This window comes from Calyptranema fuscum S582, assembly GCF_055793305.1.
The window spans coordinates 103,467-118,720 of the sequence record NZ_JBSLYH010000010.1 but is presented as its reverse complement, the minus strand read 5'-3'; the positions used below and the strand labels follow the sequence as shown (position 1 = coordinate 118,720).

The following is a 15,254-nucleotide window of genomic DNA, read 5'->3' as shown; positions in this document are numbered from 1 at the left end:
GTTCTAGTACACCAACTTAAAAGTTTTAGAGGGGGTGGAGGGGGTAAAACCCCCTCTTGGGGGCGCAGCCCCCAAACCCCCATGTTGCAAAATTTCGTGTTTGCAACACTAGTAGACCCAATTAAAAGCTCTACGACGGGGTGCAAGGGTGAAACCCTTGCACCCCGTCCTACCCCTAATAGATTTGGCGCATTTTCATATAGAAACGGTATAAGAGCTGCGCGGAGCGCAGCTCTCATACAAACCCCGTAATTTATCTGGGTACAAAGCGCTATAGCCACCGTTTTGATAGGGGCTGATAAAAATTCACATTCGTTTAAATCGGCATAAAAACCGCTATATCTTTTTTTACGTTTGAGTGGTGAGAAGAAATGGCGTTAACCCATGTTTGTGGGAAAAATAAGCTAAGGGGGTACTGATTTTTTGCCCTGACTGAGTAAGCGTCACTCTTATGATCAAGGCACCATGAGAATTTTGTTGGTAGAAGACACGGAAGATCTAGCGATTCTATTCAAAACAGTTCTAAAAGCTCAGAGCTACGTGGTTGATATGGCTGAAGATGGTCAGATGGGTTGGGAGTTGGCTTCAGCCCAAACCTATGACCTGATGATTTTAGATGTCATGTTACCCAAGCTAGACGGCATCAGTCTTTGCCGCAAGATTCGATCGCATGGCATCCAAACACCGATTCTTATCCTCACAGCCAGAGGAAGTAGCAACGACAAGGTTTTAGGGTTAGATGCAGGGGCTGATGACTATCTGATCAAACCGCCTAATTTAGATGAGTTTGTCGCTAGAGTCAGAGCATTGATGCGTCGCAGTCAAGCCAGCACATCTCCCATATTGGAATGGGGACAGTTACGGCTCGATCCAAATCAGCGGGAAGTCTCTTATGGCAACTATCCTTTACACTTTACGCCCAAAGAATATTCTATTCTAGAGCTGTTTTTGCGTAATAGTCAGCGTGTTTATAGCCGGACTGCTTTATTAGAGCAACTCTGGTCATTTGATGATGAAATGCCTGGGGAAGAAACAATTCGGGCGCATATCAAAGGCTTACGACAGAAGCTAAAAGCCGTGGGTGCCGCAGATTTAATTGAAACAGTGTATGGGGTAGGCTACCGCATCAATGCTGCCTACGCAACCCAGGCTGAAACGAAACTCCCAGGTTCATCCCAGCCCGCCACTTCACAAGAAACCCTGGATCAAGCATGGGAAAGCAACAAGGACATCATTCTTGAACGGATTAATCGGTTAGAACATACTGTAAAAACGGCTAAGAAGCTAGATAAAAAGATCAAACAAGCAATTGAGCAAGAAGCTCATAAACTGGTGGGTTCTCTAGGTACTTTTGGGCTGAAAGAGGCAGCTAATAGGGCACGGCAGATTGAATTATGTGTCAAAAGTGCGTTGCCCCAGGAAACTCGCGAACTGCGCCAATTGGTAGAGAAGTTGCAGCAACTGATGACGGACGTAACACTTCCCGTTCAGCCAGATGGCATCAGTTGCTTGAGCCAGGTTGCCTCTCCACCTGATGGGGTGGTGGGGCGACGATTATTGATTGTAGACACAGATACAGAACTGACAGAAGCACTGGTAGAAGAGGCGATCGCCAGAGGGCTATGCGCTATAGCCGTTAATACTATTGCAGAGGCGCGATCGCTTGTGGTGCAACACCGTTTTGATTTAGTTTTGCTAGATCTGGAAGTCAGCAAGTTACCCGATGAAGGGTTAGCTTTTTTGAATTATTTAACTCGCCAAATGCCACAGATTCCCGTCCTTGTGTTTACGGCGAGTGATGCATTGTCTCAACGCATTGCAGTGGCATCTTTAAAAACGAAAGGATTTCTGCAAAAACCTAAAAAACCTGTTCAGGTGGTAGACGCGATCGCCCAGATCTTGCATCACAATCAGCCTAATGCTCCTAAAGTCTTAGCGGTGGATGATGATCCGATTATTTTGGCTCAGTTGCAACGTGTTCTAAAAGAATGGGGCGTCAACGTTATCACGTTATCCGACCCTCAAAAATTTTGGGATGTATTAACTGCAACCAATCCAGAGTTGCTGATCTTAGACGTACAAATGCCGGAGATTAATGGTATTCAGCTTTGCCAAACTCTACGTAATGATTTGAAGTGGGGATGGTTGCCGGTCATCTTTCTCACCAGTTGTACTGATGCTGAGACGATTCATGCCGTCTTTTCAGCCGGTGCAGATGACTATGTGAATAAGCCGATTGTGGCTCCAGAACTAGTCGTGCGTATCCTCAATCGCTTAGATCGAACCCGTCTGCTCCGCCATCAGGGTGAAAAGGATGACGTTACTGACTTATCCAATCGCAAACGAGCTACGGAAGACTTAAATCAATTGCTGCAATTGGCGAGCCATGCCCAACAGCCCGTCTGTCTGGCAGTCTTGAAAGTAGATCATTTGCAACAGATCAATCAACACTATGGTCATGCTACAGGTGACTTAGTCTTACGTCATCTTGCCCAACTGCTAAAAGATGAGTTGCGCCAAGAAGATGTCATCGCTCGTTGGGGTGGTGCAGAATTTGTCGTAGGGATGTATGACATCCATCGTCGTGAAGGGGTGGAATGGCTTGCGGCTGCCTTAGAAACCTTTCGCCAATATGAGTTTCCTTTAGACGGCAACGATAGTCTTCATGTCTCGTTTTCGGCGGGTGTTGCCCAGCTTTTAGAAGATGGTACCAGTTTAAGTGCGCTACAACATGCTGCCCGTAATGCTTTAGACCAGGCTTATCAAGCCGGTGGCGATCGCATTTATCCGACAACCTGGAAAGCCCCTATATTAAGCCCCATTGCCATCGTCGATGTTGTTTTAATTCATCCCGATCCACTCTTAACCCAAGACGTTGTGCGAGCCTTAAACACTCGTGGCTATAGTAGCCAAACATTTTTGACGGGCGTCGCAGCCGTTGAGCAGTTATGCGGCCCTCAACCCAGGCTACGCGCCCATCAGATTTTATTGGCTAAACAGTTGCCCGATACAGATGGGGTTAAAGTATTCAATCAATTAAAACGGAGCAAGGTGACGCAACAGTCTCAAGTCATCGTTCTGTTGGAGCAATCAGATGATGCACAACAAGTGCGACAGATGGGCGCAACAGACTACATTCCCATGCCATGTAGCCCAACCGTGATGATGCAAACACTGTCGTTTATCTGGCAAAAAACGAAAATGGCGATCGCCCGATCGCCATCTTTGAGGTGATGGTGTGGTGAATGGGGCACGTCCTCACAACATCCTCAAATTTTTCTTTTAAGTTCAGGGTGGGGTTAATTTGAAGCGATATGCTGTGAATGATTGGTAGGCGATCGCTTAATGACCTTTCCCCCCCTTAGGCATACTTATGGTACAAACTCCCAGACCATCCATACCCGATTCCACCTACGACATTTTGCGCACTCAGCGACAACCTCTGAGCGCCATGTTTGAACCTAAAACCGTAGCCGTTATCGGTGCCACTGACCGCCCTGGCAGTGTAGGTCGCACCCTTTTGTGGAATTTAATTAGCAGCCCGTTTGGTGGTACCGTTTTTCCGATTAATCCCAAGCATCGCAGTGTCATGGGCATTACGGCTTATAGCAGTATTGCAGCGGTTCCCGAACCCGTCGATCTGGTCGTGATTGCAACGCCTGCGGCAAGCGTTCCTGGCGTGATTGGCGAATGTGTTGAAGCCGGAGTCAAAGGAGCTGTTATTCTTTCAGCCGGATTCAAAGAAATTGGTGTCAAAGGCATTGCCCTGGAACAGCAAATTTTAGAAAAAGCAAGGGCAGGCAGATTAAGAATCATCGGACCAAATTGCTTGGGCTTAATGAATCCCCATACGGGTTTGAATGCCACGTTTGCCAGTGCGACCGCTCGCCCAGGTAACGTCGGATTTATTAGCCAAAGCGGTGCTTTGTGTACGTCTATTTTGGACTGGAGCTTGCGGGAAAATGTTGGCTTCAGCGCCTTCGTTTCCATTGGTTCCATGCTCGATGTCGATTGGGGAGATCTGATCTACTATCTAGGCGATGATCCCCACACCCAGAGCATCGTGATTTATATGGAATCGATCGGCAATGCTCGATCCTTCATTTCTGCTGCCCGAGAAGTTGCGTTGTCTAAACCCATCATTGTCATCAAGGGTGGGCAAACTGAAGCCGCAGCCAAAGCCTCAGCCTCCCATACGGGTGCGATGACTGGCAGTGACGGAGTTCTGGATGCTGCATTTCGGCGGTGTGGGGTGTTGCGGGTGACTCGGATTTCAGAATTGTTTGATGTGGCAGAAGTATTGGCAAAACAACCCCGTGCCAAGGGCCCCAGACTGACAATCATTACCAATGCAGGTGGTCCCGGAGTATTGGCAACAGATGCCCTGATTGCCACAGGCGGTGAATTAGCAGAGCTATCAGATGAAACCATTGCAGCGCTTGATCAAGTATTGCCGCCTTACTGGAGCCACAATAATCCGATTGATATTTTAGGAGACGCAGAACCCGAACGCTATGTCAAAGCGCTAGAAATTGCCGCCAAAGATCCCGGTAGTGATGGATTATTGGTGATCTTGACGCCTCAGGCGATGACAGATCCGACCAAAACGGCTGAGCAGTTGATTACCGTTGCAGTGCCTCAGCCCAATATGGCAGTTTCAACCAAGCCGATCCTGGCCAGTTGGATGGGGGGAGCGGAAGTGACGGCAGGAGAAGCCACGCTCAACCGCTATCGGATTCCCACCTATGCCTATCCAGATTCAGCCGCACGGGTGTTTAATTACATGTGGCGCTACAGCTATAACCTGCGTGCCATCTATGAAACGCCTCGATTGCTAGAAGATCAGGAGGGCATTCCCGATCGCACTAAGGTTCAAACCGTTCTGGCGAAAGTACGTCAGGAAAATCGCACCATCTTAACCGAATTTGAATCAAAGCAAGTTCTGGCTGCCTATGGTATTCCGACGGTGGAAACCCGTGTTGCGACGACCGATATCCAGGCGGTAGAAGCAGCAGAAGCAATTGGCTATCCAGTTGTACTCAAACTCTTTTCTGAAACCATTACCCACAAAACAGATGTGGGAGGGGTGCAGCTCAATCTGCGGGATGCAGAGTCGGTTCGACGCGCCTATCAAGCGATCGCCTCTGCTGTAGAAAACTGGCAACACGAACAGCGACAGGCTGGTAGCCGAGATCAAGATAACACGGCTTTTCTGGGGGTCACGGTGCAACCGATGATCAATCTCAATGATAGTTATGAGTTGATTATTGGCAGCAGCCTTGATCCGCAATTTGGTCCCGTGTTGTTGTTTGGCATGGGCGGACAGTTGGTAGAAGTGTTTAAGGATCGGGCGATCGCTCTCCCTCCGCTCAATACCACCCTGGCACGGCGGATGATGGAACAAACCAAAATCTACAAAGCCCTGAAAGGCGTGCGTGGACGGCAACCCATTGACTTTGCCGCGTTAGAACAATTGTTGGTTAACTTTAGCCAACTGGTGGTCGAACAGCGATGGATCAAGGAAATTGATATCAACCCCCTATTGGCATCACCATTGGATACCCCAAACACGATGCCATTGCTGGCGTTGGATGCTCGCATTGTTTTACATCAGGCTGATACTCCAGAAAACCAACTCCCCAAATCTGCTATTTGCCCTTATCCCACCCAATATGTTGCGCCCTGGACATTAAAGAATGGGATCGATGTCAGCATCAGACCGATTTCGCCCGAAGATGAACCGTTAGTTGCTCGTTTCCATCAAACGCTTTCTGAACAAAGTGTTTATCTGCGGTATTTCCATTTGATCAAACTGAGCCAACGTATCACCCATGAGCGTCTCACCCGCATCTGTTTTATTGACTATGACCGGGAGATGGCGTTGATTGCAGATTACAAAAATCCTGAAACAGAGGAGCATGAAATTGTGGGTGTTGCACGTCTGAGCAAGCTGCATGGGGTCAATGAAGCAGAATTTGCCATGCTCATCAGCGATGCCGTGCAGTGTCAGGGGTTGGGTACCGAGTTACTCAAACGTCTGGTACAAATTGGTCGAGATGAACGATTAGAGCGGATTACCGCAGAAATCTTGCCCGAAAATACAGGAATGCAACGGGTCTGTATCAAAGCCGGGTTCTCTCTAACGCGATCGCCCGATTTGATTAAGGCAGATTTAGACCTGTCAATCTGAGTTATTTCTCAGTTAACCTTCACAAATTCCTCACACTTTTCCTTTAATGTGGTAAATTATCCAGTTAGCCAACTCCAAAATCAGGGCGGAGGTGAAGGTTATGGTGCCAGGTAGACAGGAACGATTCATCAGTTTTTTAACAGAAGACCTGGGCATTCCAACCGATGCTATTCAGTTAGCGTTGGCTCAGGATACCCAATCATCCGGGTTTCTGCCGATGATTCTGTGGCAGTATGGATTGGTCACTATTAACCAACTGGATCAGATTTTCGACTGGCTTGAACAGTGTATTTAATCTAAGTCAATAGACCCCTGACAACACTTTTCAAGTAATCAAGGTATTGGGGAGCCACGCGGAGCGTGGCTCCCCAATAACAATTCGGTTTTATCAAGGATCTAACCAATAGGGTTAGAAGTGATATTTATAAAACCTGCAAAGCAATGCAAACCCGATAATTTATCACACTATCGTCGTGACTTTATCGTATTCTTCTCGGTTTGTTTGCATCGCATCCCAGATATCAACCTTTTGCTGAAGATTAAGCCAGAGTTGCGGACCATTTCCCAGAGCTTTCCCAATGCGAATTGCCATATCCACCGTAATGGGTCTTCGACCTTGAACAATTTCATTAACAGTACGTCGCGATACGCCAAGAAGTTCAGCGAAACTTGTTTGGGTTATGTCTAAATCTTCAAGCACATCTAAAATAATCTCACCAGGATGTACTGGTCTTACTTGCCTCCCATGGATGATATTTTGTAAGTCTTTCATAAGAATTAATTTTTGTGCTTGAATGTGCTTGAAGCAGAATCTCTAGTTTTTCTTTATAGTTTAGTGATAATCTTCAATATTCTTTTTGAAAGAGCGATGGCGGAGCCATCGCTCTTTCAAAAAGAATGACAGTCACTGAATTTTACCGATTTGGCGACCTACGGCTTCAATCTGACTGTAATTGGCGTTTTCAGTCGGAATAAATTGGGTCGCTCCAAACAGATCTAAAATTTCCTGTTGCTCTGGAACAGTGGGGTCGAGCTTCAACAGTGCTGCCTGCACCTGATTCACAAAATCTTCACCATAACGCTCTTTAACGGCTGGATTAATTACCCAGTGATAGTCATAGTAGGCAGGGGTACGCCAGACGACTTGAACTTTTTCGAGATCTACTTCACCGGCATCGACTCGGCTTTTCCAGACTTGTTCGTTGAGTACACCGACTTCATAACTCCCCGCTTCGACTAGTTTGATGGTGGCATCATGGGACTGTGAAAACCCAGCTTCTCCTTTGAAATCTTCCAGTTTTACACCTGCTTGTTCTAAAAAATATTGCGGCATCAATCGACCCGATGTGGAGGATTCGCTGCCAAAGGTAAGGGAGTGACCTTTTAACGTTTGTAAGCCGTTGATGTCATCAAACGGTTCAATCCCTGTGCTCTTATTAACAATAAAAACGCTATGAAACTCAGCATCAATATCACGTTGGGCGATCGCCTGTGCTCCAGGTACCTGTAGTCGCGCTTGTACACCCGTCAACCCGCCAAACCAGACGAGATCTAAATCTCCTACCTTAAACGCAGTCACAGCCGCCGCATAATCGGTAACCGGCTTATATTCCACAGGAATACCTAACTCTGCTGACAAATACTCTGCAAGCTTGCCATACAATCGCTGAAGTTTTTCTGGATCTTGATCGGGAATGGCACTGGTTACCAGCGGTTTCACCTCCACTGAGCTGTCACCCGACTGGGTGGGGCTGGAACTGGGAGCGCAGGCTGCCAGCGGTAGCAATATCGATAAAACGGTAGATAGCAAAACTTTTTTCATAACAACATGGACACGATAGATAGATGAATGATGACGTGAATTTAGGATCGCACATTAAATACAACCCAAACGTTTATGTTTGCAAGTGCGACGCTGCTACGCTGCCAAATATAAATTTTCGGTTTTATTAAATCCCCGATCCTGAGGATCACAAATTAATTAACCTGTAATTCTTTTTGAGAGAGCGACGGCGGAGCCGTCGCTCTCTCAAAAAGAATTGGGTTTTATTAAATCCCCGATCCTTAGGGGTTTAGTCGGGGATTTTTTTGCGAAAAAAGCCATTTTTCATGTAAAAAAATCTCACAATTAGTAGCGTTCAGACCCATGGTCTGTCAGTTTTCTATTGGTGGGGTACAGGGATAGACCTCGTAGAGAGCCGCTGCCCTGACATCCTGACCTGAGAGAAAATTCTGCATAGAGCACTAATGTTGCAAACACTAAATTTTGCACCATGGAGGCGAAGCCTCCACGCAGGGATAGAACCCCTGCACCCCGTTGTAAAACGTTTAATGGTGTCTACCCGTGATGTAAGCGCAAAAGCAGTATGCCTGACAAACGATCTTGCGTTCTCAATTTTTATATGCCATAGTCAATTCATCAATCTACTGCATCTTGACCGACTTACCGTGGATTAAAGGTTTCCTCCTCTGACCCCCTTGAGGCTTAAGTCTATGACCGCATTTAACTGGAATATCTTGACTCCGAAAAATAGGGCATCGGTTCGCTCCCAAGACGTTGTAGCTCAGCGCAGTCGGAGTACAATCGTTCTACAGGAATTTGTTGACTATTATTACGATGCTTTTGGATTTTATGCATTGGGGCATCACGCCACCGACGATGTGTGGACTGCCGTGATAAAAAGACCGCTCGGTCTGGATCGTTCTACGTGTCAAATAAGAAAAACCTGGGCACAAATTACCGGAAAAGACTTTAAAGAAGTAGGCGTTGCGATCGCCAATGCAAAGCCTGTCACCTTAATTGTTGTTAATCGCAACGCGAAACCTCAACCCTAACTTCAGTCTCAAAGCAGATGAACGCTAGCACACCCTTAGATTCTAATGAGAGTGTGAGGATGCGATCTTGATGCTGGTTAGCGAGACTTTATGAGCGACTTAGTGAATGAGTTAACCATGACTCAACAACTTTCACCTCGATTCAATGGACTTCATGCAGGAAACTTGAATCGAGGTGAGTTTCTTCAATCTGTATTTCAGATTGCATCATATTGCAGCAAAAATGCGGCTACGATAGACTACTGCGGCGCTTTTCCGGTGGAAGAGTTCAAACAAATTGCCCAGGCAGGTTTGTTGGCAGCCCCGCTTGCTCAAGAATTAGGTGGGGTCGGTTGGGGCATTGAATCCGCTGCGACAGCGACCCTGCTAACGGCACTGAAGCAGATCGGCTATGGCAATTTAGCCGTGGGGCGGATCTATGAAGGTCATGTCAATGCGCTGCAATTGATTCAAACTCTGGGAACACCTGAACAGATTGTCAAGTATGCATCAGATGCTCGCGATCGCCATAAAATCTTTGGTGTATGGAATGCAGAAGCTCAAGATGGCGTCAAGCTGATTCCTTTAACCAACGGCAAGTATCGCTTAGAAGGCTGTAAAACGTTTGCCTCAGGGTGTGGCTATGTCGATCGCCCCTTCGTCCCAAGTGCGTTGCCGGATGGCAGTTGGCAGTTGTGCATTGTACCGATGGATGAAGTAGCCACTGTTGCTGATCCAAGCTGGTGGCAACCCGCTGGAATGCGAGCCACTGCCAGCTATAAAGTAGATTTTACAGGTGTGGAGTTGGATGAAACAGCTCTGATTGGTCAGCCCGGAGATTATTATCGTCAACCCTGGCTAACGACGGGAGTGATCCGTTTTGCGGCTGTACAACTGGGGGGAGCGGCGGCTGTATTGGACGCCACCCGGCAATTTTTGCGGGAACTCAACCGGACTCAAGATCCGTATCAAGAAGCCCGTTTGGGACAGATGGCGATCGCTCTAGAAAGTGGCAATCTTTGGCTGCAAAGTGCGGCGGAGCGAGTGGCTGCGTATGATCCTATCTTTGCGGGCGACCCAACCCAGCCCCAGCCGAATGCGGCACAACTGGTTGCGTATGCCAACATGGTGCGCACGGCAATCGAACAGGTTTGCGTAGATGTCATGCAACTGGCAGAAAGATCGGTCGGTACACGAGGGTTATTGCCACCTCAGCCGTTAGAACGCATCATTCGGGACTTAACCCTCTATATTCGTCAACCCGTCTTTGATGCGGCTTTAGCCTCTGTTGGGCAGCACGTTCTTAAGCAGGGCGAATCGGCTGATGCCATTTGGCAGAATGACGCAGCGTAAATATAGCAATTCCCCATAGCATGAGATACAAGTTTTTTTGGGTGAGAGCCTTGCTCTGCAAGGCTCTCACCCAAAAAACATCATCTATCCAGGCGCACAACGCTATACATTAACTCAATGCTCAACCAATGACATCCATTTTGATCACACCTGAATTGTTGCCGCTGCGATCGCTCCCGCAAGTTATGTCGGATGCAGTGATGCCCGATATGGCGATCGCCCATTCAGTCCTAATTGTGGCACCCCATCCCGATGATGAAACGTTAGGATGTGGAGGTGCGATCGCGCTTCTGCATCAGTCGGGCTATGACGTCAAGGTGTTGGTGGTCAGTGATGGTACAAAGTCTCATCCTCATTCCCGTCAATATCCACCGCTGGCGTTACAGGCATTGCGGCAACAGGAAACGCTGCAAGCCATGGCAACGTTGGGAATAGAGGCAGATGCTGTTACCTTTTTGAAACTGCCAGATGGAGCCGTGCCCCAGGTAGACGACGTGGGATTTGCTGCGGCGGTAAAGCAGATTTGCACCTACATCACCCACCATTCACCCCAAGTTATTTTTGTCCCCTGGCGTTATGACCCCCATCCCGATCACCGAGCATCCTGGCAGTTGATTCATGCGGCTGTGCAAGCCTTGCCAGAGCCATTATTGCCACCGTTACAAATGTTACCCCGATTGATTGAATATCTGATTTGGGATTGGGATACAAGCCAACGGGGCAATTGCCCGACCGCAACCCATACAGGTTGGCGACTCGACATTCAAACAGTAATTGCTCTCAAACAACAGGCGATCGCCGCCTATCAATCTCAAACCACGGATCTGATTCATGATGATCCCACTGGGTTTCGCTTAATGCCAGAAATGCTTGCCAACTTTCAATCTCCCTGGGAATTGTACTTCGAGGAAATTACATGTTGAGGACTTTGCATGGGTACACCTAACTCTCAATCCTTGAACCCCGAGTTTTTTGATGCGTTGTATGAAACCAATCCTGATCCCTGGAACTTTACAACCAGTGATTATGAAGCAGGCAAGTATGCAGCAACGTTAGCAGCATTGCCCAAACCCCAGTATGAACGTGCATTAGAAATCGGGGGTTCTATTGGTGTACTGACGGAAAAATTGGGCGATCGCTGTACCTTCTTATTATCGATTGATGTCTCTAAAAAAGCCCAAGATCAGGCGATCGAGCGATGTCGTCATTTACCCCACATTCAGTTTCAGCTGATGCAGGTGCCCAATGAGTTTCCAGCACAACAGTTCGACTTGATTGTGCTGTCAGAAGTGGGCTATTACTGGTGCTGGGACGATTTGCATCAAGCCCAAGATCTGATGATTCAGCACTTACAACCTGATGGACAGTTGCTCTTGGTGCATTGGACGGTAGATGCTAAAGAAATGCCCTTAACTGGGGATCAAGTTCATGATTCATTTTTTGACGATGTGCCGACTCAGCTCAGCCATCTCAAAGGGCAACGAGAGGCACAATATCGTCTGGATCTGTTTCAGCGAAATAAACGCTAATTCATATAAGACTTCGCACCTGGATGGATAACGAGTGTTGAGAGAAAGCCGCGCTCAGCGCGGCTTTCTCTCAATTACTAACCTGGAAGAATTGACTTCACAAATTCACCCACATCTTTGCCAACATCTTTAACTTTTTGCCCTAGAGAGCGCTGGGAGCTAATGAAAACTTTAGCGCAATTCCGTCCCGGCATTCCTGAAATCGAGCCACCCGGATGGGTGCCTGCTCCGGTTAAATACAATCCTTCTACAGGTGTTGTGTAATTAGCGATTTCGGGTAAAGGCCGGAATAAAAGCATTTGCTCCAGGGACATATCAAGATGATAGTAATTACCTTTGTAAGCCCCTAAGCGTTCTCCTAATTCAGCCGGACTTTCGACTCGACGAGCCAGGATGGCATTTTTCACATTGGGTGCATAATCTGCCAGTTTATCAATCACGCGATCGGCAACTTTATTCTTTAATTCATCCGTCCAGCCCGTGCCTTTCAGTCCAGTCCCTTCTGCCCCAGCAATTTGATAGGGCGCAAAAAACTCAATCCAGAGCGTGTGCCGTCCTTCAGGAGCCATGGATGGATCTAGAACTGTGGGTACATCCAGGTAGATAGAGGGATTGGCATCCGGGATTTTTCCCATCCCTGGTAAAGCATGGGCTTCCTCAACATGATTCACCGAATCGGCAATCAATACAGACCCGATTAAATACTCATCTTGATGGTTAAACTGCTCAAACCGTGGGGGTTCTGACAAAGCACAATCAATCTTGAGGATCGTTTCATTGTTATTGACAATACGCCGTTCCAAACTTTCTTGCAGATCCGCATCAAGCGATCGCATTGTATCGGCGTCCACCAATTGCAGAAATAATCGTCTGGCATCAATGTTAGAGATGACACCCTTTGTCGCCCGATATTCCGTTCCGCCAGCGACCCTGACCCCTTCTACTCGCTTATCAGCATTAATCAACAGTTGCTCTACGGTTTGGTCGCATAGGACAACTCCCCCCAGACTCTTCACCAGGTTCAGAAGTGCCTTAGTTAACGCTCCCGTACCACCGCGAGGTCGAGCCATACCCGGATGATGGCGCATTGACATCATCATTGACCCGATTGAGATCATTTTTTGCGAAGGCGGAGCACCAAATTCTGATGCTAACCGTGCTAAGGGAGCCTTTAAAAATTCTGAATCAAACCACTCGTTAAGAACGTCTTCAGGGCTGCTCAGCATAGTGCGGACTAGATTCAGCGTTTTATCAACGCCACCTAGAACAGACAGAAAGTCTTGAATATTGTCTGATCGGTAGTTGCCGATGATATCCAGAATCGATTTGGGGGGAGCATTAAAAATGGGTGCGATACCCGTGGTGAGACGCTGCCAAAAGTCAATAAACTCACCGTATTTCTGAGCATCTCGTTGGCTGTATCGGGCAATCTCTGCACAGGTTTTTTCAACCGATTGATGGGCAAGAAAATACTTGCCATCGGGATGAGGACAAAAAACAATGGGATCGCAAAAAAGATACTCTAGCCCGTACTTAGTTAGTTCTAATTCTTCAACAACTGGACCGAGATGAATAAACTCATGGTCAATGGCACAAAGATTGAAATAAAACCCTGGAGCCTCTGCGGGCATGGCTTCTTCAGTAGTAGCGCCACCCCCCGGAATGGGACGTTTCTCTAGGAGAAGAACGCTATAGCCTGCTTTTAACAAATAAGCAGCACATACCAAGCCATTATGGCCTGCGCCAATCATTACAACGTCATATGTTTGCACTATCAACCAATACTATTTCCTAGAGAACACAGCAATTCTAGAAAGTTCCAAGTCGTTTTTTATCTATCAAATGGGAGAGAAGCTTGTACGATCTCTTTCATGGGATCGGCACCCTTACACGTACGACAGACCTTACGTTTGGTTGACAAACATGTCTCTAGAATCAGCAATGCTGGATGATCTTCGGCGTAATCGCTCTATATGAAGGCGTAAATCCCAAATGGCTTGTTTGATATCTACAAGCGACCAGCGCTGCCGCCAATGACCTTCTTCAAGTTGCTGTTGTTCAATGCGCTGAAACAGATGACCAAAGGTATATCGTTGAGTTAATTCTAGCTTTAACCACAGCGGATCGATACCAAAGGTATGTGCTAACTGGATGACCTCACGATGAGGCAAGGAATAATTGGTGAGAGTATGATGCCATAGCTGTCGTAGTAAGCGACGGGCTTGTAATCGAGTTGCGATCGCCCCTGCCGGTTCTACCCAAAATGCCTGATTCTCTCGCTTTGACCATTGATTTAATTGCTTCGCTAACCCCACTGGAGAGCGTCCGGTTTGTCGAGCTGAGGTAGTGACTCGCACCAGGGGACTGTGGCGAAAGCGGGCATTAATGCGCATTAAGGCTTGATAAAATGCTTCATCCTCTGGAGTACGAACGGCTGGCAACCCACCTGCCTCAGCATATATGGCTGCGGTGACGGCAAAACTGGCTCCATAGTGTTGATAATGACGGGGAAAGGGGTCATACGGATCTGCATCAAGATGAGACTCTAATTCGGCAATCAAAGAGCGATAGCCGACTTCATATAAAAAACAATGACGGGCATGGGGATTAAGAGCATGACGGCTTCGGGAATCAGTGACAATCCGTCCGCCCACAGCGTCTACACCCTGCGCTATTTCCCAACGGATTGCGGCAATCCAGGTAGGTGAAACCTGGCTATCCCCATCGGTAGAAGCAATAATTCCTTGAGGGCGATTGAGACTGGTTAAGCGCCGATAGGCTTCGTCCATTAATAATTGACGAACCCGTCCGACATAGGCTTCTTCCGGCGGAAACACCCGCTCAACTACATGCAGCACCAACGATGGATGGCGATCGGCAAATTGTTTTGCAATGTCAACTGAGCAATCCGTACAATTATTGGCTAATACAATTACTTCATAACTGGTGCGATCGAGCGCTTTACCTCGTAAGTCGGTTTGATGCAAAAGCGCCGTGAGGGTTTGCTCTAAGGTTTCCTCTTCATTACAAACAGGAACGATGACGCAAACATTGCAATTCGGATGAGGTAGAGTCTGAACAAGAGCTTGAGAAGAGAAGGTGAAGCCCGACAAGTCAGGAGCAACTAACAAACTCGAAAAGGGATGGGGCTCTTGAAGTTGTACACCCTTCGCACTTCGATTTTTCGCACGAAATTGAGTTCCCTCGTTGCCTGAAGGAGTTGATACCATGATTCAAGTAAACGTTTAAATCTTGTACTAGCTTATTTTCGTAGTTTCTTAATTTACGCAAATCTTTCTTTTGAAGTATCTGTCTTACTTAGATAGAGGTGTTAATCCAGGTCACTTAGGATCGTGGATTTGATAAAG

At 47.3% G+C, this 15,254-nt stretch carries 11 protein-coding genes; 7 read left to right on the top strand and 4 right to left on the bottom strand.

The annotated features are described in order from the left end of the window. The first annotated feature begins 465 nt into the window (after positions 1 to 465). From ACR6Z4_RS09465 to ACR6Z4_RS09455, 3 genes are all read left to right on the top strand, one after another. Positions 466 to 3,234, top strand: coding sequence for a response regulator (locus tag ACR6Z4_RS09465; protein WP_479717008.1), 2,769 nt, complete (start codon positions 466 to 468; stop codon positions 3,232 to 3,234). A 139-nt stretch (positions 3,235 to 3,373) separates the two neighbouring features. Then, positions 3,374 to 6,190, top strand: coding sequence for a bifunctional acetate--CoA ligase family protein/GNAT family N-acetyltransferase (locus ACR6Z4_RS09460; protein ID WP_479717007.1), 2,817 nt, complete (start codon positions 3,374 to 3,376; stop codon positions 6,188 to 6,190). A 100-nt stretch (positions 6,191 to 6,290) separates the two neighbouring features. Further along, positions 6,291 to 6,485 (top strand): DUF2949 domain-containing protein, encoded by a 195-nt coding sequence (locus ACR6Z4_RS09455; protein ID WP_479717006.1) that lies wholly within the window; start codon positions 6,291 to 6,293, stop codon positions 6,483 to 6,485. 165 nt (positions 6,486 to 6,650) lie between these two features. Here the strand turns inward: ACR6Z4_RS09455 and ACR6Z4_RS09450 are convergent, their stop codons facing one another. Both ACR6Z4_RS09450 and ACR6Z4_RS09445 read right to left on the bottom strand, forming a co-directional pair. Next, positions 6,651 to 6,962, bottom strand: a complete 312-nt coding sequence (locus ACR6Z4_RS09450) for a HigA family addiction module antitoxin (RefSeq protein WP_479717005.1) — start codon at positions 6,960 to 6,962, stop codon at positions 6,651 to 6,653. 132 nt (positions 6,963 to 7,094) lie between these two features. Continuing rightward, positions 7,095 to 8,012, bottom strand: a complete 918-nt coding sequence (locus ACR6Z4_RS09445; RefSeq protein ID WP_479717004.1) for a putative selenate ABC transporter substrate-binding protein — start codon at positions 8,010 to 8,012, stop codon at positions 7,095 to 7,097. Between the two features lie 671 nt (positions 8,013 to 8,683). Between ACR6Z4_RS09445 and ACR6Z4_RS09440 the strand changes: the two genes are divergently transcribed. The 4 genes from ACR6Z4_RS09440 (at position 8,684) to ACR6Z4_RS09425 (ending at position 11,886) form a co-directional block, all read left to right on the top strand. Then, positions 8,684 to 9,025, top strand: coding sequence for a hypothetical protein (locus ACR6Z4_RS09440; protein ID WP_479717003.1), 342 nt, complete (start codon positions 8,684 to 8,686; stop codon positions 9,023 to 9,025). A gap of 117 nt (positions 9,026 to 9,142) precedes the next feature. Further along, positions 9,143 to 10,357, top strand: coding sequence for an acyl-CoA dehydrogenase family protein (locus tag ACR6Z4_RS09435; RefSeq protein WP_479717002.1), 1,215 nt, complete (start codon positions 9,143 to 9,145; stop codon positions 10,355 to 10,357). Between the two features lie 128 nt (positions 10,358 to 10,485). After that, complete coding sequence (locus ACR6Z4_RS09430; RefSeq protein ID WP_479717001.1) at positions 10,486 to 11,280, top strand: PIG-L deacetylase family protein; 795 nt, start codon at positions 10,486 to 10,488, stop codon at positions 11,278 to 11,280. A gap of 9 nt (positions 11,281 to 11,289) precedes the next feature. After that, positions 11,290 to 11,886: an SAM-dependent methyltransferase gene (locus ACR6Z4_RS09425; protein ID WP_479717000.1), complete on the top strand. Its 597-nt coding sequence runs from the start codon at positions 11,290 to 11,292 to the stop codon at positions 11,884 to 11,886. Positions 11,887 to 11,963: 77 nt separating this feature from the next. On the opposite strand, the gene crtO is transcribed toward ACR6Z4_RS09425, so the two are convergent. After that, complete coding sequence (gene crtO, locus ACR6Z4_RS09420) at positions 11,964 to 13,658, bottom strand: beta-carotene ketolase CrtO (protein ID WP_479716999.1); 1,695 nt, start codon at positions 13,656 to 13,658, stop codon at positions 11,964 to 11,966. Between the two features lie 132 nt (positions 13,659 to 13,790). Beyond that, entirely contained in the window at positions 13,791 to 15,116 is a 1,326-nt protein-coding gene (locus tag ACR6Z4_RS09415) for a glycosyltransferase family 2 protein (RefSeq protein WP_479716998.1), read from the bottom strand. Positions 15,117 to 15,254: the final 138 nt, after the last annotated feature.